This window comes from Gluconobacter sp. NFX36, from assembly GCF_049887835.1.
Taxonomy (GTDB): domain Bacteria; phylum Pseudomonadota; class Alphaproteobacteria; order Acetobacterales; family Acetobacteraceae; genus Gluconobacter; species Gluconobacter japonicus_A.
On record NZ_JAGEKJ010000005.1, the window covers coordinates 34,362 to 55,650 of the forward strand.

The window sequence follows — 21,289 nt, forward strand, 5'->3', positions numbered from 1 at the left end:
AGATCATGGACGCAATGATCCTTCATTGTGCAATCCTGACAGGGCATTGTTCGGCAGGCAAGGCGAAGTCCTGACGTGAGAGAAATGTCTGATCCGTTAAAAGAGACAGAAAAGCCGTAATGCTGGCTATTTCTGTGTCAGATAAAAAATCTGTATTCGGATGAGCCTGAATGGCAGCCGCCAAAGTAGCCGCGGACCCATCATGCAGGTACGGGGCTGTGACTTCCACATTACGAAGAGACGGCGTTCTGATGGGGCCATCCTTAAGCTTTCCCAGAACATGAAAATGCTGGTCCATGAACAACGGTGGCTTATGGCAAACCGAGCATTTTCCTTTCCCGAAAAATAACATCTCCCCATGCTTCTGCTCGCTTGTCTCCTTATGATCCGGCTGATCCCAAACAGCGTGGTCTGACACCATGCTGCGCTCAAAAGCCGCAAGCGCCATAGAGAAGTGCTTCATGTCCATAGCACTCTCTGGAAATGCGATTGAGAAAAGAGCCCGATAGCAGGGATTTGTCGAAAGGCGCCGAGAGAGTTCGGCCATATTGGTCATGCCCATCTCAACAGGATGGTTCCCGCTCAGGGGAATAAAGATCTGCTTTTCCAGAGAAGTGACATGTTGATCTGTCCATGTCAGGCTGTGGAATAATCCTACATTGGCGAGGGAGGGAACATTACGGATACCCTGTTCGTCCGTCACGCCGGGATGTGTGGGATTTCCATCGGAAAAAGCATGTCTTTGCTCATGGCAGGTAGCACAGGACATGCTTCCATCCAGAGACAGGTCTGCATCGTAGAAAAGACGATGCCCCAACTCTATCTCGGCCCTCTCGGGAGACAGAGAGGCCGCACAAGCCATTGCTGGCAGGCAGCTCACTGTCACCACGAGAAGAAACAGCCCAGAAATCCTCACGGGACAGAAGAAACCATAACAGGAATATCTTGCTGGCCACTTCCGGCAAGCTGTAGCGTGTACGTGCCAGACTTAAGTGGAAAATCGACCATCTTGCGAATACCGGAACAATCTGGTCCGTGCTGATGGTGAGTTGAACTGGCTGGAACAGTCCCTTGCAAGACATCAATCCATGTCTTGTTTGGGAGCATAACCCTGTATGTCCCATCTTTAGGCGCTTCAAAAGCCACCATGCCACTGAAGCTGACACTTCCGCCTGGCTCTGCCGGGCGCTCTACAAAATGCACATCCGGAGTGTGAGCGAGCCGGATTGTGGCGGCATGTCCCAATGTCAGCCTGCTCGCAGAGAGAGCACCAGCCTGAGTTGCGGCGTTTAAAGGGGAGGGATTGCTCCATCCTTCATAGCCAGCAGGAAGGGGATGCAGACCACTTTTGCAACTTGCGTCGTCAGCCAGTGCAGAACCTGCGTGACAGGCAAACAGAGCCATGGAAAGGGGAAGCAAAATGCGCTTCATGATGAATATCCTGATCAACGGCAATCCAAGCATGAAGCATCATATTTTCGCACTTTTCCAGACTCATGACGGCATCGAAAGATGTCATCTCATTCTGTAGCGTGCAGTCTCAGGCATACTCCGACGATATCAAAGGCTCGGCGCGCTGAACGTGTCACAGCGATTGATGTCACCACTGCTCAGACCGCGTTTGAACCAACTGACGCGCTGGGCTGAAGTGCCGTGTGTAAAGCTGTCAGGAACGACATATCCTCTCGCCTGACGCTCCAGCCGATCATCACCAACAGCAGCAGCCGCATTCATGCCTTCCTCGATATCCCCTGTTTCGAGAAGATGTTTGGCGTCATTCGCCCGCTTGGCCCAGACACCAGCAAAGCAGTCGGCCTGAAGCTCCACACGTACAGAAAGCCCGTTGGCCCCTTTTTGAGACGCATCGCCCTGTCGGCTGACCTGTTGCATGATGCCAAGCTCATTCTGAACATGATGCCCGATCTCATGGGCAACAACATACGCTTTTGCAAAATCGCCGCCCGCTCCAAGCCGGTTCTGCAACTCCTGAAAGAACTGGAGATCCAGATACACCTTGTGATCCGCCGGACAATAAAATGGCCCAACCGATGTCTGTGCATAGCCACAGGCGGATTGTACGCCACCACTGAAAAGCGTCAGCCGGGGATCATGATATGTGCGTCCCATCTGCTGGAAGTATGCTGTCCAGACGTCTTCCGTTGATCCGAGAACACGGGCAATAAACTGCTTGCCAGCATCATTGGCTGGACGCTGAACCTGCGCAACCGTCGAACTGTCGGATGACGGGCCAGTCTGCAAAAGGTTCAGGACGATGCGGGGGTCTACACCAAAATAGAGCGCACCAATCACGAGAATGACGCCACCAATACCGCCAATCCGCAAAGGCGTACGACCACCCCCACCGGAACCTCTCACGTCGTCAATGTTGGTGCTTTCCCGCTGATCGTCCAGACGCATGGGTATTCAGTCCTGTTTTTACTGCCGGTGGAGAGCGTTGCCAGAAAGTGCCTGCCAACGGTTGAAAGAAACATATCCGAAAGCGGAACAACGCCTCTGCTCTCAGAAATTTTCCCAGATGAGTAAAGACTTTTTTCAGTTTTGAAGCCACAGTTGTGAGATTCACGACTGGAGCACTTTCATGCTGTCGAAATATGCCTTCCTGTGTCTGTTTCCTCTCCTGACCGTTACGTCCGCGCTTGCCGGGCCAACCCTGGATCAGGCTGTACACTCTCCGGAAAGAACGCCCGCTTTTGTAGCGCGTGATGCGGTCCGCCACCCCATTGAAGAATTAACTTTTTTTGGGTTAAAGCCAGACGCTCATGTTCTGGAAATCTGGCCATCAGGGGGGTACTGGACGCAAATTCTGGCGCCTTATTTGTATGATCATGGCACATACACCGTCGCGTTAGGCCCTGCTGACCTGAAAAAACAGGCTATCAGCAAGCTTCAGTCCGAACGTCCAGACATTTACGGACGGATCAAAACCACGCAATTTGACGGGCAGCATCTGGATTTTGCGCCTGCAAACAGCGTTGATCTCGTCCTGACATTCCGCAACATGCACAACTGGATGGAAGCCGGAAACGCGCCGGAAATGCTGGCCGCCATTCACAGGGTCCTCAAACCGGGTGGCATACTGGGCATTGAGGATCATCGTGGAAATACCACCGCACCTCAGGATCCGATGGCAAAAGACGGATATGTTCGGCAGTCTTACGCAATCGACCTGATCCAGAAGGCAGGGTTCAAACTGGTTGGCAGTTCTGAAATCAATGCCAACCCGAAAGATACAGCCAACTGGCCCAAAGGGATCTGGACGCTGCCTCCCACTTACGCACTGGGAGCAACGGACCATGCAAAATATGAAGCCATTGGGGAGGGCGACAATTTTGTTCTGAAGTTCCAGAAGGTTAAAGACTGAACTTCAAATCTCGGGCATCCTGTGAGGAAGAGCCTGATACAGCCAGATCTGTATCAGGCAGCGGGGTCAAAATTTTCAATGCCATAACTACAAATGTCATTGCCGATACCGAAGAGTTCGTATAGACCCACCTCACAGTCCGCGGGCATGGTGGAATTGGTAGACACGCCAGATTTAGGTTCTGGTGGCGCAAGCTGTGGGGGTTCAAGTCCCTCTGCCCGTACCATCGCATAAAATTGCCAGTCTTAATCGACGACAATCGCGATCTGGCTTTTTCCCCCTGATAGAGGCGTTACCTCGATTTTTACGGGGATGCGTTCCTTGAGTTCTTCTACATGGCTGATGACACCAACGCGGCGCCCCTGTGCCTGAAGGTGTTCAAGCACAGCAACCGCCTGTCCCAAGCTTGCAGAATCCAGCGCTCCAAACCCTTCATCTATAAACAGGCTTTCGATCCGAATGCCGCGCCCGGTAGACATTTCAGAAAGTCCCAAGGCTAGCGCAAGACTGACGAGAAAGCGTTCTCCGCCGGAAAGATTCTGCAATCCTCTAACCAGTCCTCCCATATCGTTATCAATGACTTCGATCAGCATTTCCCCTGCGGGCGCCCGTTGAAGGGTATAACGGGGTTTAAGATCTGCAAGGCGTTCATTTGCAAAGTCGAGAAGATGATCAAGCGTCAGGCTTTGTGCGAAATTACGGAACCTCTTTCCCTGAGCGTCACCCAGCATCTCTCCCAGCCGCTCCCAGACATGACCATCCGCACGCTTTACTGCGAGTTGCGTTCTAAGTTCAGCCGTGTGGTATCGTGTTTCGTCGTCCTGAATAATCCGCGCTTCCAATCGGGTCAGCGCGGTTTGAGCGTCTGCGACGGCTGCTTTCGCCTTTAGAAGCTGCTGCTCCAGATCAGCAATCTCAAAAACTGCCTGCCTGCTGGCGTCGTGCTGTGCGTAATCACTTTCACGGGGCCTCAGGGCCGCGCACGCATCACTATGGGCCTTGTTCAGTTCAAACAGCGCCCTCTCTTCAGACGTGGCATAGTCCACTCCAAGAGCCTCGGCCTCTCCAATATCTGCACGGCTGAACCCCTCACGCTCCAGCCGAGCACCAAAGCTTTCGCCTAAATCAACCAGCTCTTTTCGGGTTTCTTCAAAAAGCTTTTCCGCCCCCTCACGACGCGCTCTTGCGCCCACCGCAAGCTCTGATGCAGCATTTCTGGCATTCTGTGCCTTCTGAAATGCGTCTTCAGCGACTTTGACTGCTCCGGCAAGAGCCTCAACAACGCTGTCAACGGGTTGCCCATCAAGCAAGCCCGAACGTCTTTGAAGCAGAACCTGATAGACATCGTTCCTTGCCTGCCAGTCTGCCTGGACCTCTGCCAGAGATGTTCTGGCTGCCTGGACTTCACCTTCAGCACGCACATGTGCGGCATGCAAGCTTGGCCAATCACTTTCCAACTGGGAGAGCGCATCAGTCCTCTGACGCCACGCCGCAAGAGTAAGAGACAACCACATGGCTGGATCTTCTGACAGATCACGCCATGCAATGACGTCGGAAAGTCTGTCGTCCAGGCATTTTTCCAGACGCGTCTGCTCTGCGTCGGCCTGAAGACGCAGTTGGCGCGCCTCTTTCATCCTGTCTTCTGCGACCCGGCAATGGGTTTCAGCGTGCTCATGAGATTGTCGGGCTGTATCGTGATGCGTTCTTGCTGTGCGCTCTGCTGCTCGGACTTCATCGAGTGACTGCATTTTTGCATGAAGTGCGGCCTGCTCCTGACTGAGAGCCGTCAGGCGTTTTTGCGTCTCGTCGGTTAAGGCGTGGCCGGACAGCTTGTTGTCCAGACCATAAGCCCGACATTCTCGCTCCAACTGCTCCACACCTGATGTCCACGCTACCTGACAGGCCTCTTTCGCCATATTCTGGTGATGCTGCTGGTCATATAGCTTGCGGAGTTGCTCGTGCACTGCCTCACTTAGGGTCGCCAGAACCGTTGCACGATCACGCACGGTCTCAAGCGCAGTCGCAGCATCGTCTGTCCTTTTCCGCGCGGCTTCGACTGCACCACCAAGCATGGCATCCAATGCGTCAAGATGATGGGCCGTTGCCCCACAAACCGGGCAGGGCTCTCCCTCCACCAAGGCTGTTCGCATCATCATGGCTGCGTCACTGGTTGTATTTCTACAGTGTTCCTCCGAACGTTTTGCCTCTTTTAGAATAGCTGAAAGAATTGGGATTTCCGTCTCTAGCTGAGTAAGTTCACTCTGATAGTCTGCCTGTTCGGCAGTCAGACGCTGAATATCATCAACTGTTTTTCCATAATTCGTTTCAGAGTCCTGTACGTCTTCATGAAGACGATTTACTTCCAAGTTTTTTCTCTGAGTGGCTTCCAGTGCCCGAAGAGATAAGGTCAGATGCTCAAAGTGTTCCCGGCGAGGCAAATTTTCTTCAGCCTGCCGTGTCGCTTTCTCGGAAGATTTCAGAGCCTGAGCGGCACTTTCGAGCGCTTCTTTGGCATTTCGGGTTTGTGTTACGGCTTCCAAATGCTGACAACCCGCCAGATGTTCTGCTTCTTCAAGTCCTGAGCGTTGAGAAAGCAGAGTGGCGTGAGCCTTGAAATCAGAAATCAGGTCAGCTTCAAAAGGGGACAGTGTTGCAAGGTTGGAGTGCTCTCTCAACCAGGCCGTGAGTTCGTTTTTCTTGAGTTGAACATCCAGAACCGTCTGCGTGATTTTTCTTGAAGCCGTATCAGCACTCTGAAAAATATCAGTCTGCTTGCTGAGGCTTTTCGTCGCAAAGTCGAGCCCCTCTGCGACATGCTTTAACTCCATGTCCAGTTGCCGGGCTTCGTGAAGATCAGCGGCAGCGTCCTGCTGTGCAAACTTGGTAGCATCAAGAGCCTGTACGGCAGTTTCCAGCTCACCTTCAGCACACGCCATGGCATGGCTGACATTTTGTTCAGTCTGTCGGGCTTGAAAAGCGGCGTCTTCTGCTTGACGGACTCTGCCTTCGGTGTCTTTCAGCCTTTCCCAAGCCGCCAGATGGGTCAGAGCCTGTTTATGGCGTTCCAGCGCAGTGAAGCGAGGGGCTGCATTGTCGCAGGCCTGCCGCGCCGCTTCGCAGGCCTGCGAAGCGGCATCACGCTTGGCTTTGAGATCCGACAGTCTGTCATGCCAGTCCTGAGCGGTCTGAAACTGTTCACAGATCGCCAGCTTTTCGTCATGAGCGACTTTTGCCGCCTCTCGTTCTTCTTTCAGTGACTGGCGCGCCTCTGTGTCGAGGCCGTTCATCGCCGCAATCTGCCTTTCCAGAGTGTCATATCCCGCTCTGACATCACGGGCTTTCTCAAAAGCGATCCTGCCAACACGACTGTAGATATCAGCGCCTGTCAGCTTTTCGAGCAATTGTGCCCGTTCATCGCCATCTGCCTTGATGAAGGCTTCAAACTCTCCCTGCGCCAGCACAACAGCCCGACCAAACTGTTGTGCATTCAAACCGACAAGCCGCAGAATTTCCGCTTTGGTTTCTGTCTTTTTCCCGCCCAGCCGTTCCCCGGTATCAAGGCATTCCAGATCGAGCGTACTGGTTTGAAGTTTACCTTCCGCACGGTCCCGGGCGCGGCGAACTGCCCAACGACTGCGATAGCTTCGACCGTCTCGTCCGATAAAATCGAGCTCTGCGAAACCGTGGCCGGAGCCATGCCGCAAAATCGCCCGGGGATCCTGCGGACCAATCTCATCCTGCGTGATCTGACCTGTTTTGGGAGCACTTTCCAAACGGGGAATGGTGTCAAAAAGGGCTAGACTGATAGCATCCAGGAGCGTGGATTTCCCAGCCCCCGTCGGTCCTGTAATCGCGAAGATGCCGGCATCAGCCAGAACCCCCGTATTGAAATTGACCTCGAATGATCCAGCCAGACTGGCAAGATTACTGCCACGGATTGCAAGGATATGCATCAGTCTGCCTTCGAAAGAGTAGGGTCTGCGGTTTCTGCCAGGAGAAGAAGTTCGGCGAAGGCACGTTCCAGCGATGTGTCCGGGCTCGTAGCGTATTTCCGCTCATGAAGTGCCCCGAAAACCTTTTCGGGCTGAAGGTCGGCCAGTTCCTGTCTTTGATCCGCCAGTGATCCCAAGTGCCCGCTTTGCTGAACAACACGGTTGATCCGCGTCAGCCGAACGAATTTTCCCTCAAGCGCATTCAGTATCCGGGATTGCAGATGAGGTTCGGCAGTCTCCATGAGAACAGAAACTTCCAGAAACGGCTGCTGATCGCGCGGGAGTGTTTCCACAGGAAGAGCCTCAAGCTCTTTCACGACAGCATCAAGACAACGCGGAGCCCCATTGGGGATACGCAGGAAAGGAACAGCCCGGGGAATTAAAAGTTCTTGGACCACCGGCTTACCCGGCGTCAGGGTTACCAAGGTCACGGAATGCTTATAGTTGCGTTCCGTCACGGAGAGCGGGAAGGGGGAACCTGCGTAGCGAACCAGTGACGGTCCAGCAATCTGCTGCGGTCGATGCAGATGCCCGAGAGCACCATAGGTGACCTCCGCGCTAAACAGGGACGCGGCGTGCGCTTCTTCGCCCCCTATGACGATCCGACGCTCTGACAGCTCTGACACATCCCCGCCGGCGACATGCAGATGACCAGTGAGAATAATAGGAAGACCATTCGTCCGAGCCAAAAGTTGTCGGGTTGTTTCCGCGTAAAGCTCTTCGAGGCTTTCTTTTCCAAGATCGCCGGGTCGGCAGAAAGGGATTGCTCCGAGCCAGGCGGCAACCTGACCCTCCGAATTCTCAAGCGGGATGCAGATCCGTTCGAAATCTGGCTGAAGATTCTTTTTCGGAAGACCGCCGACAAGATAAACCCGCTCATCAACGAGAGCGCCTGGCAGATCAATCCGCAGGGCACTGTCATGGTTTCCTCCGATCATGACGATCTGGAGTTGCGGCAACCGGCTTCTGGCGGTTGCTATGAAAGCATAGAGTCTCTGCTGTGCCGAGACGGGCGGGTTCGCCATGTCATACAGGTCCCCTGTGACAAGCAGGACGTCACAGGCCTGTTCTTCGAGTGCATCCAGAAGCCAGGCAAGAAAAGCATCGTGTTCAGCCTCACGCGAGTGACCTGAAAGCTCATGACCAAGATGCCAGTCGGATGTGTGAAGGATTTTGACGGGTTTCAATGACTGTTTCTACCGGCTTTTCTCAGGAGACGATGCGTCATGCTGACACATCGGAAAAGGCCTGTCCAAACGCTTCCAACATGTCAGTCTGCACGCCCGTTAAGCAGGCTCAGGAGGTAAAAACGATCGTCTTGTTTCCGTGAAGGATGGCGCGACGCTCTACGTGATACCGAACGGCGCGGGCCAGAACCCGACGCTCGATATCTCTGCCCTTGCGGATCAGATCATCTGGGTCATCTGCATGGGAAATCCGTTCCACATCCTGCTCAATGATCGGCCCTTCATCGAGATCACTCGTCACGTAATGGGCCGTGGCCCCGATCAGCTTAACCCCACGGCTGAATGCCTGGTGATAGGGACGCGCGCCCTTGAAACCCGGCAGGAACGAGTGGTGAATATTGATGCAACGCCCGGAAAGACGTGTTGCCATCTCGTTCGACAGGATCTGCATGTAGCGAGCAAGGACAGCAAGCTCCGCGTCACTTTCTTCAAAGACGGCCCAGATCCGCGCTTCCTGCTCGGCCTTGGTATCTTTCGTGATTGGCAGATGATGAAAAGGAATGCCGTGGAAATCCAGATCCGCGTAAGTTTCCCGGGGATGGTTGGAGATAATTCCTACGGGATCAATCTGAAGTTCACCAATCCGCCACCGATACAGCAGGTCTACGAGGCAGTGATCAAAGCGGGAAACAAATAGAAGAACCTTGAGGCGTTTTGCACGATCGCTGAGAGACCAGTTCATTGAAAAAATTCCAGCCAACGAAGCAAGCTCACCCCTCAAAGCTTTCTCCGAAAGGCTGTTATTTGGAAGTTCAAAGACGATCCGCATGAAGAACTGAGTACTGTCCGTATCGTCGAACTGCTGCGCCTCGGTAATATTGGCACCCAATTCGAAAAGCCGCTGACTGATTGCCGCCACGATACCCGGGCGGTTCGGACAACTGAATGTGACAATGTAGGTCGTGAGAGAGGGTGACTGACGTATCATGAAGGAAAGTCCGCTTGAAGAAGCCGCCGGGCGTGTCGATTTGTCTGACTTTCCTATAGTCGTTGATCCGTATCAGGTAAAATCCCGTGAGGTAAGAATGGCCTCTAATGAGCAGCCAGCTTCCCATGTTCCAGAGCAGTTACAAAGCTTTTCCAGTCTGCCTCGGTCTGTTGTGCGTAGTTTTGTGAAAATTCAGCCATTGCGTCCGCAAAGCCAGCGCCTTTTCCAAGATAACCGGAAATCATGCTGGCATTTCCCGAGCGAGCATGGGCGCGCGCCAGAGTGCGGCCACAAAGCCGCGCATAGTCTTCCAACCCTTCCTGCGCAACGTCTGCGCCAATGGCGGCGAGGCGACTGTCCTTGACGCGTCGCACATAGAACTGACGGCCAGCCCCGGCCAGATCCGGCGTATCGCTGCCGATGGATGCATTACTGTGCGTCCATCCCAGAAAAGTATCCGAAACGGCCTGCATGATCCGCTGTCCTGTGACTACACGCTCGCCCTGATTTTTGAACGGCGAGGGAAGGGCGCCAGCTTCAAGGACCGATGTCTGGGCCTCCTTGATCTGAAGGAGCATTGTCTCGCCATCGGCCGTCGCAAACAGTCCAATCGCACAAAACGTACCGACGCTGCCGATGCCCACAACCTTGAAGATGACGTCTCGCAGATTGTAACGCTTGAGGAGAATGGCGCGTTCGGGAGGTTGAGTCGCGATATAGCGTGCAAAAGCAAGCCGAATTGCCTCCTCCTGATCTGGTAAGCGCATTACCAAAGGAGGTTTTTCCTTCAAAGACGGACCGCTTTTATCACTGCTGACGAGACCAAAGTATCCCTTGGCGGCATCTAGACGATCCGAAAGAAGTTTCTCTGCTTTCGCTTTGACCTTAGGATCCTCAAAGTCGGAAATCGCTGCTACCAAGTCAATGCGATCTACCCAGACCTGCAAGGGCGTCATCCCAGCCAGCCGCGCCATTTGCTGCGTGTAAGATAACGACATGGTTTTTACGAGTTGTCTGGCGGCCTTTGGGGAGAGGCCGTTTTCGTGTCCGGAAAGTACAAGAGACGTTCCGAGGCGTTTGATGTCCCATTCGAACGGAGCATCAAGTGTCTCGTCAAAGTCATTAATGTCGAAAACAGGCACACCTTCGGGAGAGGCATAACTCCCAAAATTGGCAAGATGACAGTCTCCACAGGACTGAACATGAATGCCAGAAACAGGCGCCTTGGCGAGATCCTGTGCCATCACGGCTGCAGCGCCGCGTAAAAAAGTGAAGGGAGAAACCTTCATACGATCATAACGAACAGGGAGGAGGGAAGCGATACGCGTCAGGCCTTGCAGTCTTAGAATCTCAACCGGGTCTGTACGATTGGCGGGAAGAATCCATTCGGACTGTGCAGCGCGCGGCATGGATTTCCGCAATTTTGCTCCCAGACAACGGCTATCCTGTCGAGATAAGAGGCGATGATTTGCAGTCGTGGAAAAGTCTTTTTCAGGCATATTTCTCATGACTTCCGAGATGCAGATGGCTTGATCACGGTCACAACAGGGAGTATTCAAAAAAAAGCTGGAATGCTCTGTAAAATTTTACAATTTCATACACCTTATAGTCTTGTATGGATTTTTTTGCTCACTTTTTTCGTCTCGTCGCTCGCGTAGGCAAGTTTTTGGGTTCAGTTCCCCTTCCTAACTTGGGGCGATAACGAAAGTAACACCACAGATGAACAAGAAGCGGCTTATATGGATCGTGTTGTCCGGGGCATTGATGACCAGCTTCTTTCTCATCGCCTGCATGACTACAACCCTAGATACCGGAGGGCATGTTCATGCCAACTGGTTCTGGATGTCGGGTTTCATAATATTCTCAGCCGTTCATGTTTATTGCACATGCATGTCCAAATAAAACACTTGGAAGCCTGTTCCTGAATAGAAAATCAGACTTTATTTTGAAAAATATTTTTACGGATAGCGCGTGCATAACCACGTTTTCCAAAATATGTCAGCACAGGCATCGAAATTCGCAACAATGCGGGCATTAACATACATAAGCCGCCGAAAATACCATCAAGCGCAGGGAAGAAGCGTTCCTGTCTAGGTTTATTGATCAAGGAAACGATTTCTCGCGCTACAGCATGAGGGGTCGCCGGGCAGCTCACAAAGTTCAAAACCGAACCGCCAGACGCCATTTCCTGACGCAACATTTCAGTCAGAACAGCCCCGGGAAAAATGGACGACACTGAAATTCCACGATGGTGCACCTCTTGGGAAAGAGAGAGCGCAAAATTACGAAGACCAGCCTTCGTAGCGCTATAAATACTGCTTCCGGCAAGAGGCATTGCTGCAGCCATGGAATTGACAAAGACAATCCGGCTGCCCTTTCCCATAGAAGACAGAAGCTTGGACGTCAGAACCGCCGGCATCGTCAGATTGATCGAAATCTGACGCAGAACGTCATCTGCACCCATGGTTTCAACATTAGCAGGCGCTATGATGGCCGCGCAATGAACAAGAACAGACACAGAAGCAAAGTAACTGGCAATATTTTCACAGGACTGTTCCAACTCGACTGCCTGCGACGCATCGAACGAGATAAACGTGAACGAATCATGTGTAATCGTCGGATGAGTGCGCGACAAACCGACCACATGGTAGCCCTCATCCAGAAGAGCTTTGGCCACAATAGTGCCAATTCCACCAGATACCCCCGTTACAATAGCGGTTCTGGTATCTTTTAGAGCAGTTTTCGGCGCACTTCGCGGAGAGTGAAACATTTATGAAACAATCTGTGAGGACATACCCGCGTTATATCCTCATGCAGGAAGAAATAAAATGCCACATTCGTTTATCTGAAATAAATTAATCTATTTTTAAAAAAACCCTTTATTTCCATGGAATAGAAAATAAAGGGCATCGCATATTAAAATGATGACACTGTAAAACTTCAATCAAGCCTTACCGATGGTCGCACAAAAGTTTCAATCCAGTCTGAGTAAAGAGAAATCATCCCTCTATAGAAACCGAATAGTTCGATCTGGTGTCTACGATAGAGGAAAAGATGTGCCATCCGAGCTGAAAACCCATGAAAAAAACCACCTCCCCAGACTGTTCCTCCGGGAAGCGTTGCCCACCCGTTGTATTTCCCCAAAGCGACAATGGCGCCTTTATTTTTGAAAACGCACCCGGGGACCTTCACTCCACGCTCAATAAACGCAGGCAGATGGCGTGCAAGATGAAGAGCCTGCTGCCGGGCGACCTGAGCCGTAGCGGGCAGGGGGTCATCCTTGATGAATGAGCAGTCGCCTACAGCAAAAATCCGGTCATCATCAATGGAGCAGAGATTTGAATGTGTCAGGATCTGGCCTGTGGGATTTAAAGAAAGATTCCCGTAGGTCTGCGTTACCTCCGGGGCTTTTACACCCGCAGCCCAGACACGAAGCTTGGCAGGAATATGCGTACCGTCTTTAAGAATAAAGCCGGTTGAATCTGCCGCCGCCACACGAGCCGATGTTCTCACCGTGACACCGATCCGCTCAAGCTCCTGCTGGGCAGCAAGTGATACAGCTTCTGGAAAGGCAGGCAGAATACGCGGCCCTGACTGAAGAAGCGTCACTCTCAGTTTGGGGGGTGTTTTTCCAAAAGCATGCAGGCTGTATGGGTCAACGATATCAAGAGCCTTGTGAAGTTCCGCAGCTAGTTGGGTTCCCGTGGCGCCACCACCGACAATAGCAATGTCCAGTTCCGAACCATGCGCGAAAGCCCGCATCAATTCCATACGGAACTTTTCATTGAAAACATTGGCTTCCACGAGATTGTCGATACAGAGACAATGCTCCTTGACTCCCGAGGTCCCGAAATCATTGGCACAACTTCCAATCGCGAGAATGATCGTATCATAACGGATGGTCCGGCTTTCAAGGACCAGAGAACCATCCGAAGCATGAAAAGGACTGAGAACCACCTGACGGTTCTCACGGTCAATCGAAACGACTTCACCCGGCCAGAATTCGAAGTGATGCTCACTGGCCTGGGTGATAAAGCTGATCCGGTCGTTTTCATTGGCAACCGTTCCTGCGGCAAAGCAGTGCAACATTGGTTTCCAGACATGGGAAAAGCTTTTGTCAATTAACGTGATGCGTGCCTTACGGCGCTTTCCCAAGGTTTTGCCCAGACTCGCCGCAAGCGAAAGACCTGCGACACCGCCTCCGACGATCAGAATTTCTGATTGTGGTTTCATGAATTTCAAAGCCTCCGCTCAAGCATCTGAAGCCTGAGCTGCTAAAGAACTTCGATAAAAAATACAGAATTCTTCAGGAAATAATAATAATATTTTCATGAGCATCGTTAGGTATCAGAAATTTGATTATATTTTTTTACTTTGTTTTATTTATAATTTTCCAAATAAATTTAATAAATAATATTTTTTATATTTTGGAATTAGAAAAATATTTCCACATTCCGAGAGTCTCTCTCTGATAGAGCGAAGTACAATTTCGAAATAAGGTCTTTTAGAATTTGGCCCATTCAATTTACAGAAATTTTTTGACTAAATTTTAGTCAGATTGAGATATTATCTTCCATTAATTATAGACTTATGGAAACAAATAACATAATCACCCCAATTGTCGGCTCAAAATGAGCTATCCGTCTTTCTTTCCCCCAAGAGCAGGGATCATTTTTCTATGTTGCCTCGCCAGGATGCTGTGCCTTCTGCGCTCAGCCTCTCCCAGCTTCGTATCCTTGCGCTTGCATCTCTTGGAGGAGCACTGGAATTCTACGATTTTGTTATTTTTGCTTTTCTGGCCAAGCTGATTGCAGCTCATTTCTTTCCTGCAAGCCAAGCAGAATGGCTTCGGCAGGCAGAGGCATTCGGTCTCTTTGGGGCAGGGTATCTTGCCCGACCGTTAGGCGGCCTTGTTATGGCGCATTTTGGAGATGTTTCGGGGCGAAAGAAAGTTTTCACGCTCAGCGTCCTTCTGATGGCGGTTCCAACCTTATTGATGGGTCTGCTGCCGGGATATGAAACACTGGGCGTCGTAGCCCCTTTGACCCTTTTGGTACTCCGGGTCATGCAAGGGGCTGCAATTGGTGGTGAAGCCCCGGGCGGCTGGGTTTTTGTGTCTGAACACGCTTCTGCAGGCCGAACAGGTCTGGCGACCGGCCTTCTGACGGGAGGACTGACCGGCGGTATTTTGCTCGGCTCCATCATTATCCTCCTTCTCCATGCCGTTCTTGCGCCCGACGTCGTATCCTCATGGGGATGGCGTATTCCGTTCGTGATTGGAGGGATTTTCGGTTTTGGAGCCATGTTTCTGCGCCGGTGGCTGGAAGAGACCCCTGTTTTTCGGGAAATGCATGAGCGTGCGGAAACTGCAGGGACCCTTCCTGCGAAAATCCTCCTTCGTGATCATCGACGGGGCATTCTCTGCTCCATGATGACAACGTGGACCCTGACTGCAGCCATTGTTGTTCTCGTTCTGATGATGCCTCCGCTAATGCAGACACTTCATCATGTCTCCCCCTCCGAGACGATGGTTGCCAGTCTGGCTGCGACTCTTTGCCTGACAGTCTCCGTCGTGGTGATGAGCAGTTTGACAGACATTTTCCCGCTAAAGGGTCTCGGGGTCATCAGCGGCGTTGCTCTCTCTGCCGGTGCGCTAGGGCTCTATGGTGTCGCGCCATACTTCCCTCATATGCTGACACTATGGGCGGCATTCAGCGGTCTATGCTGCGGATTTGTAGGGCTGGTTCCTATCGGGATGCTTCGCGCGTTTCCCGCTATGGTTCGCTTCTCAGGACTCTCACTCTCTTATAATATTTCCTACGCAGTGTTCGGAGGGCTAACTCCGGCAATTATTTCTTCCCTGACACCGCATACACCTTTGGCACCCGCAATCTATGTTGCGTTTACAGCTCTGATTGGAAGTATTGCCTTGTGGCGCTCCCCGGAAAACACCTGATAATCAGCCCAACCTCTGCTTCAGAGTAGGGTAATTTTTGCGTTATGCTATTGTTCTTAAAGGATAATATTATTATTCTTTTTTAGCACTATAAAAGCTGAAGGGGTTATCAAACCATGGGAATTGGGCAGCGTATCATTCTCGGAGCGCTGCTTGAATTGGCAACCCTTTGTGGGGCGCAGGCTGCAAGTTGCCCCCAGTTTTTCGCGGGCAATACCCCGCCAGCTCTTCTGTCAGAGACCCAGAAAATCGGGACAGTCCTGCTGTGCAATGATGACTATGCGGTTCTCGTATCCGAGCAGACCAAAAGTCCGCTCTGGTCCGCCGAAAACCTGACTGAAGAAAACGTCACTCTCGCCCGAAAAACACAGCGTAATGGCAGTTTCCAGCCAGATGAGCGGCTTCCCCGAACCATGCAGGCGCTGCTCTCGGATTATCGCGCCTCTGGCTATGATCGAGGGCACATGACCCCGAGCGGAGACGAACCGGACACAACCTCCCAGAACCAGTCTTTTCTGCTGTCAAATATCGTTCCCCAGACAGCTGAGCTAAATCGTGGGGCATGGGAAGGCGTCGAAAGTGCCGTAAGAGGATGGGCTGAACAGGAAGGCGAAATCTTCGTCGTGACAGGTCCTGGATATGATCCAGACCATTTCCAGAAAACGATTGGGGCCAACCGTATTCCTGTTCCAGTCGTGACATGGAAAGCAGTCTACGATCCGGCCGGAAATGGAACAGGTGCCTATGTTTGTCTCAATACGTCTCATCCGACTTGCAAGATTACTTCTGTGGCCATGCTGACCCAACTTGTGAATATTGATCCGTTCCCGTCCTTACCGGCCTCCCTCAAAGATCACGTCTCAGCGATGCCGCCTGTGCGCCAAAGTCCTTATGCCCTTGCTCACCGCTCAAGCGGGAAGAAACTTCTGAAAGAGTGGGGCACCAAGGCGGCCCAAAAGGCACTGCGCGCCCTTGTGCAGGCCCTCAGACCATAACGGTTCAATCGAGCTGGCACTCAGTCCTGCTCAACCCAGCCACCATCACATGGTTCGAAGAGTGGCGATGAAAAACAGCTCATGACAGGAAATGAAAACTTACCCCGCCAACGATGACTTTGCGTCATAACGCAGAGAGCCGCATACGGCGAGGCACCAGCCTTACCCAGAACCTTGACGGCCGCCTCCAGAGAAAATCCCGTGCTGACAACATCATCCACCATGACAATCCGCTTTGCACACCGAAGCAAGGGAAGCAGGTTCGGATCCAGATAAAGTCGTTTGGTCTTATCCGGGCTGGTGATGGATGACAGCGGCGCTGAGAGGCTGTCATCATACCAAAATTTGCGGGATGTGCTTAACGGGACGTAGCGTTCAAGCCCACAGGCCTTTGCAACCGTTGCAGCCAGACCCAAACCGAGCGTTGGCATACCGACGATCAGATCAGGCATCAGGGAACGAGCGATTTCAGACAGATTGTCGGATAGCGCATCCATCACGGTAAAAGAAGCCTGATTCACCAGCAAAGAGGAAACAGCCTGCTGTCCATCTGGGAGAACCCGCAAAGGAAGATCTAGTCTGTGAGGTCCAATCCTTACCCTGAAACGGTCCGTATAAGGCGCGGAGAGATCTTCCTCAGGCGCAAAGTGCTGCCAGAAGGGCAGGGTACTCATGCAGACCTCTCAACGAAGGCAACCAGAAGGTTTACGGCCTTTTCAAGGACGTTTTCGTCGAAATCAAACAAGCTTGCATGATGCGGGGCGGCAATATCAGCCCCGATCAGGCAATATCCTGCGTGGCCGCCACGCTCCTGCACCCGTTGCATCATGAAAGTGGCGTCGTCACCACCGCCAATAGGCCAGTTCCGAACCACTGTTCCAGCCCGTGTTTCGTGAACCGCAGCTTCAAGACGCCTCATGATTGCATCGTCCGACTGGGCACTGATGGCTGTTCCGTAAACGTCAATGTCAACATGGACGCCCTGACTGAGTGCAGCGCCTTCAAGCATTCGTCTTGCTCCTTCCGTCAGGCGCTGAAGCCCCTGTTGAGCGGAAGCGCGCAGTTCCAGTTCAAGATAGGCATGATCCGCGATGACGTTGCGGGTTCGCCCTGCCTGAAAAAGGCCGACATTGATCCGGGTATCAGACTGACCATCCCGCGGGAGGGCATAGAGGCCGGGCACGGCAAGAGACGCCGCGAGAAGAGCGTTACGCCCTTCCTCGGGGCACATGGCTGCGTGAGCTGCCGTCCCGTTAAAGGTGACATTCCATTTTTCAGCCCACAGAAAGCCATCCGCAGAAAGGGCGATCTGTCCACTCGGAAGCTGACATCCGAGATGCGCTGCAAGAAACACATCAACATCGTCCAGCAAGCCACTGGCAACAATGGGTTGCGCCCCACGACCACCTTCTTCCGCGGGCTGAAAAATAAAGCGTAACGTGCCGGTCCATTGGGATTTTACATGGGCAAGGCGCTCTGCAACAGCCAGGCCAATGGCGGTATGACCATCATGCCCGCAGGCGTGCATCCGCCCTTCACATTGAGAGGCAAATCCCGCAACGGCTGGACGATGCTCTCCGGCGTCCGATTCATGAACGGGTAGGGCATCCATATCAAAGCGGAGTACCAGAACCGGCCCCTCTCCACGCTGAAGCTCACCACAGACTGCTGTTTGTCCTGCCGGCATCTTATCCAGCCATTCCCGACTGGCTCCGGCCTGAAGTGCCGCAGATTTCGCGGCTTCAACATCCTGAGCTGACGGAATGCCGCGAACATTCTCCATACACATGATGTCCGCGCCCACTTTCACGGCGTAGCCCAGCTCGGCAAGACGCTCGGCGACGATTGAAGCTGTCCGATACTCCAGAAAGGCTGTCTCCGGAAAACGGTGCAACGCGCGGCGCATGGCAACGACGTCATGAGGGAAATGCATCAGAAGGCCGTCTCAATAATCATGTTGGTAAAGATTTCTCCCGTACCGCCATCTGCAATACCAAGATCCGTGACATGAGGACCGGGGTTACAGGCAAGGGAAGCGCCGGTTACGAGCTTGATCATGGACGTTGGACCATCCCATGTCGTAGCCGCCGCAGCAGCCTCTCGCACGGCGGCAAACTGTTCTCCCACCACATCCGGGCTTTCAGGAGACAGAAGCCCGCAGACAGGCAAAGGAACATGCGCCACGATCTGCCCATTACGAGCAACAGCCATTCCGCCACCACCAGCGATGAGCGTGTTCGCCACAAGAGCCATATCTTCCGGGTCACGGCCAAAAACCGCAAGATTATGACTGTCGTGAAGAATGGTGGTACCGATTGTGGCAGACCAGTCCCCCCACCCCTCAAGCACCCCAAGACCGGGCGGACTATCTTCTCCATAACGGTTAAAGACCGCCATCAGCGCCGTATCGGCAGGAAGCACGAGATACCCGTTCTCAACCTCCACCTCCCTCTGCCCCCATCGGGTTGTACGAGGCGTATGGACCGTACGAACGGGGACTTTCTGCACGTTCGGAGCAGGAACTTTGAAATCGGCCGCTGTTACTGGCGAACGTCGGACGGTGTTCAAAGGAAGGCCAGGCAATTCGGAAGGGAGGTCTGCCAGAAGCACGCCGCGAGAAGCGGAATGCACACCGGACGTAAAAACTTCCAGAGGGGTAAAATCGCTCAGATTGTCGAAAACAACCAGATCGGCCCGTCGACCCGCTGCGACCAATCCGAGATCTCGCCGTTCCAGACGCATTGCTGCATTCAAGGTCGCACACCGCAGGACGTCCAACGGTTTCATACCCAGAGCAACCAGACATTTCAGATGGTGAACCATGCCGCCACGACGGAACAGATCGTCTGGGAAAACATCATCCGTGCAAAGCGTCACGGTCTGGGGAACGCAGCCGAGATCTTCAAAAGCAGCGATGGCTTCAGGCAGGATATTCTCATGCGAGACGCGAAGTTCAAGCGTCATACCTGAACGAAGCTTCTCAAGAATATCAGCTTTGCTGGTCAATTCATGGTCTGACTCAATGCCCGCTGCCATGAAAGCCTGAAGATCCCTGCCTCCAAGATTGCGCGCATGACCGCAGACCAGCTTTCCACTTGCACAGCCTGCGTTGACGATCCCGCTCATGCGCGAAGAGCCATTCACAACCCCGCGCATATCCATCACTTCAGCGACGCCAATCACTTCAGGCCAGGAGAGCATCTCTTCCATGGCAGAAATATCGAACACCGCACCGGAGCGCTCCAGGCCAGGAGCGGACGGAACACAGGAAGGAGCTTCGACCAGAATGCGCAGAGGAAGACCCTTAGTCGCCTCGATCGCCCAGCGAACTCCCGCAAGACCACTGACATTTCCGATCTCATGCGGATCCCAGCAGACGGTCGTTGTGCCCTGAGGAACAACAGTCTGCGCGTAGACACGCGGAGTAATCATCGAGCTTTCGATATGCATGTGCGCGTCGATGAGGCCAGGAGCAACAATAGCTCCCTTGAGATCAAAAACTTTCAGGGCATCCTGACGCTGACCCCGAGGATGCGTACTGGCGATCAGGGAGCCGACCAGACCTACATCAGCTTCCCGAAGCTCCCCGGTCGCAACATCCGCGACAAGGCCATTACAGAGCAGAACATCAAACTCCGTACGCCCCATAGCCGCATCAACCGCGCGCCTCCGCAGGTGAGGGTCTGCCAGCGAGCAGTTTACATCAACCATGCGTATTCATCCGGTTGGCCGCATCCACGAAAGTCTGAATGAAGCGTGACGTATCAACTGCAGTCACGATTTTCACAGGACGTTCGCCAATATGGGGACGTGTGCTTTCCGGCCAGACATGCGCATAGCCATAATTCGGACCGTGCGTGAGATCGACGTCCATATAAGCGGTAACAGTGCGTGTAATAAGCGTCGGATCTACGGCAATCGCGGCGGCAAGTTCATCCCACATGGGCTGAGGGTGGAAATACTGACGCAGATAGTCTGAAACCGGGCCAGGTGTCTGTGTGGCTCTGTCCCGAATGTCGGTAGTCATGCGGATCGGATTTGCGACCGCTCCGATGGAGACCACTTCTGGAAATGGTGCTTCAAGCGCAATGCTGGCAGCTTCCGGATCAAACATCAGGTTGAAGTCTGTGTAGTAATCCGCACTTTCCGTCACCTGTGCGAGATTTCCATCCACGATTGCACCCATGAATACCAGACGGCGGCAAAGCGATGCGAAATCTGGATCCAGCTTGATCGCCAGAGCGATGTTCGTCAGTGGACCCGCAGCGAGGACTGTTACCTGATGCGGATGTGCATGGACCTCTCTGATCAGGAAAAGAGCTGCCGTTTCAGGGAGCGTTTTCCGTTCTGTCGAACCTTCCTTCAGAACCTTTACAGGCGGCTGGAAGTCAGGCGCCTCTCCTCGCCATGCTCCTTTCCACGGCATTTTTCCGTTTGATTTTTCCCATGCCAGAAGCCGTGCCCGCGAATTGACCAGCGGCTGCGTCGCGCCCGGAACGACAGGAATGACTGAGGGCGTCCCGGCGATATCCAGAAAACGGGACAGATGAGCCACGGCCTCATTTTCCCAGCCATCACCAACTACAACGGTAAACCCAAGAAGTGTTGCCTTGTCAGGCTGTCCAAGGAGCGGAATGACAGACTGGATATTGGTGCCGCCGGGCCCTGCAAAATCATTGTCAATGATAATGTAATTGGGATCGGAGGCCGCTTGCGCACGAAAGGGAAGTAGAGAGGCGAGCCCGAACAGAAGGGCCGGCAAGCCTGATTTTAAAAACATGATGAGTCC

At 53.0% G+C, this 21,289-nt stretch carries 16 protein-coding genes and 1 tRNA gene; 4 read left to right on the plus strand and 13 right to left on the minus strand.

The window, feature by feature from the left end; translation table 11 throughout:
* Positions 1-22 precede the first annotated feature (22 nt).
* The 3 genes from J4P41_RS06420 to ypfJ form a co-directional block, all read right to left on the minus strand.
* On the minus strand, positions 23-880 hold the full coding sequence (locus J4P41_RS06420; RefSeq protein ID WP_426066476.1) for a cytochrome-c peroxidase: 858 nt from the start codon (positions 878-880) through the stop codon (positions 23-25).
* A gap of 32 nt (positions 881-912) precedes the next feature.
* Positions 913-1,431, minus strand: a complete 519-nt coding sequence (locus J4P41_RS06425) for a hypothetical protein (RefSeq protein ID WP_426066477.1) — start codon at positions 1,429-1,431, stop codon at positions 913-915.
* Between the two features lie 129 nt (positions 1,432-1,560).
* Complete coding sequence (gene ypfJ / locus J4P41_RS06430; RefSeq protein WP_426066478.1) at positions 1,561-2,418, minus strand: KPN_02809 family neutral zinc metallopeptidase; 858 nt, start codon at positions 2,416-2,418, stop codon at positions 1,561-1,563.
* A 181-nt stretch (positions 2,419-2,599) separates the two neighbouring features.
* Here ypfJ and J4P41_RS06435 point away from each other — a divergent pair, with 181 nt between their 5' ends.
* Both J4P41_RS06435 and J4P41_RS06440 read left to right on the plus strand, forming a co-directional pair.
* Positions 2,600-3,382, plus strand: coding sequence for a class I SAM-dependent methyltransferase (locus tag J4P41_RS06435; RefSeq protein WP_426066479.1), 783 nt, complete (start codon positions 2,600-2,602; stop codon positions 3,380-3,382).
* 141 nt (positions 3,383-3,523) lie between these two features.
* A tRNA-Leu gene (locus J4P41_RS06440) sits at positions 3,524-3,608 on the plus strand.
* Positions 3,609-3,627: 19 nt separating this feature from the next.
* On the opposite strand, the gene J4P41_RS06445 is transcribed toward J4P41_RS06440, so the two are convergent.
* The 6 genes from J4P41_RS06445 to J4P41_RS06470 form a co-directional block, all read right to left on the minus strand.
* Positions 3,628-7,335, minus strand: coding sequence for an AAA family ATPase (locus J4P41_RS06445; protein WP_426066480.1), 3,708 nt, complete (start codon positions 7,333-7,335; stop codon positions 3,628-3,630).
* Positions 7,335-8,561 (minus strand): metallophosphoesterase family protein, encoded by a 1,227-nt coding sequence (locus tag J4P41_RS06450; protein WP_426066481.1) that lies wholly within the window; start codon positions 8,559-8,561, stop codon positions 7,335-7,337. Before J4P41_RS06450 ends, J4P41_RS06445 begins: the two co-directional genes overlap by 1 nt.
* Positions 8,562-8,670: 109 nt before the next feature.
* Entirely contained in the window at positions 8,671-9,549 is an 879-nt protein-coding gene (purU, locus tag J4P41_RS06455) for a formyltetrahydrofolate deformylase (protein WP_426066482.1), read from the minus strand.
* A gap of 104 nt (positions 9,550-9,653) precedes the next feature.
* Positions 9,654-11,048: a DUF2252 domain-containing protein gene (locus J4P41_RS06460; protein WP_426066483.1), complete on the minus strand. Its 1,395-nt coding sequence runs from the start codon at positions 11,046-11,048 to the stop codon at positions 9,654-9,656.
* Positions 11,049-11,482: 434 nt separating this feature from the next.
* On the minus strand, positions 11,483-12,319 hold the full coding sequence (locus J4P41_RS06465) for an SDR family NAD(P)-dependent oxidoreductase (RefSeq protein WP_034881359.1): 837 nt from the start codon (positions 12,317-12,319) through the stop codon (positions 11,483-11,485).
* 170 nt (positions 12,320-12,489) lie between these two features.
* Entirely contained in the window at positions 12,490-13,782 is a 1,293-nt protein-coding gene (locus tag J4P41_RS06470) for an NAD(P)/FAD-dependent oxidoreductase (protein ID WP_426066484.1), read from the minus strand.
* A gap of 445 nt (positions 13,783-14,227) precedes the next feature.
* Here J4P41_RS06470 and J4P41_RS06475 point away from each other — a divergent pair, with 445 nt between their 5' ends.
* Complete coding sequence (locus J4P41_RS06475) at positions 14,228-15,505, plus strand: MFS transporter (protein ID WP_426066485.1); 1,278 nt, start codon at positions 14,228-14,230, stop codon at positions 15,503-15,505.
* A gap of 116 nt (positions 15,506-15,621) precedes the next feature.
* A complete protein-coding gene (locus tag J4P41_RS06480) occupies positions 15,622-16,500 on the plus strand; it encodes a DNA/RNA non-specific endonuclease (RefSeq protein ID WP_426066486.1) in 879 nt (292 codons plus the stop codon).
* 20 nt (positions 16,501-16,520) lie between these two features.
* Here the strand turns inward: J4P41_RS06480 and J4P41_RS06485 are convergent, their stop codons facing one another.
* The 4 genes from J4P41_RS06485 to J4P41_RS06500 are packed head-to-tail and all read right to left on the minus strand — an operon-like array spanning position 16,521 to position 21,280.
* Entirely contained in the window at positions 16,521-17,174 is a 654-nt protein-coding gene (locus J4P41_RS06485; RefSeq protein WP_426066487.1) for a phosphoribosyltransferase, read from the minus strand.
* On the minus strand, positions 17,171-18,433 hold the full coding sequence (locus tag J4P41_RS06490) for an amidohydrolase (RefSeq protein ID WP_426066488.1): 1,263 nt from the start codon (positions 18,431-18,433) through the stop codon (positions 17,171-17,173). The genes J4P41_RS06485 and J4P41_RS06490 overlap by 4 nt, the downstream gene beginning before the upstream one ends.
* Complete coding sequence (locus tag J4P41_RS06495) at positions 18,433-20,211, minus strand: adenine deaminase (RefSeq protein ID WP_426066489.1); 1,779 nt, start codon at positions 20,209-20,211, stop codon at positions 18,433-18,435. Before J4P41_RS06495 ends, J4P41_RS06490 begins: the two co-directional genes overlap by 1 nt.
* Positions 20,204-21,280, minus strand: a complete 1,077-nt coding sequence (locus tag J4P41_RS06500) for a nucleoside hydrolase (protein WP_426066490.1) — start codon at positions 21,278-21,280, stop codon at positions 20,204-20,206. The genes J4P41_RS06495 and J4P41_RS06500 overlap by 8 nt, the downstream gene beginning before the upstream one ends.
* Between the last annotated feature and the right edge of the window lie 9 nt (positions 21,281-21,289).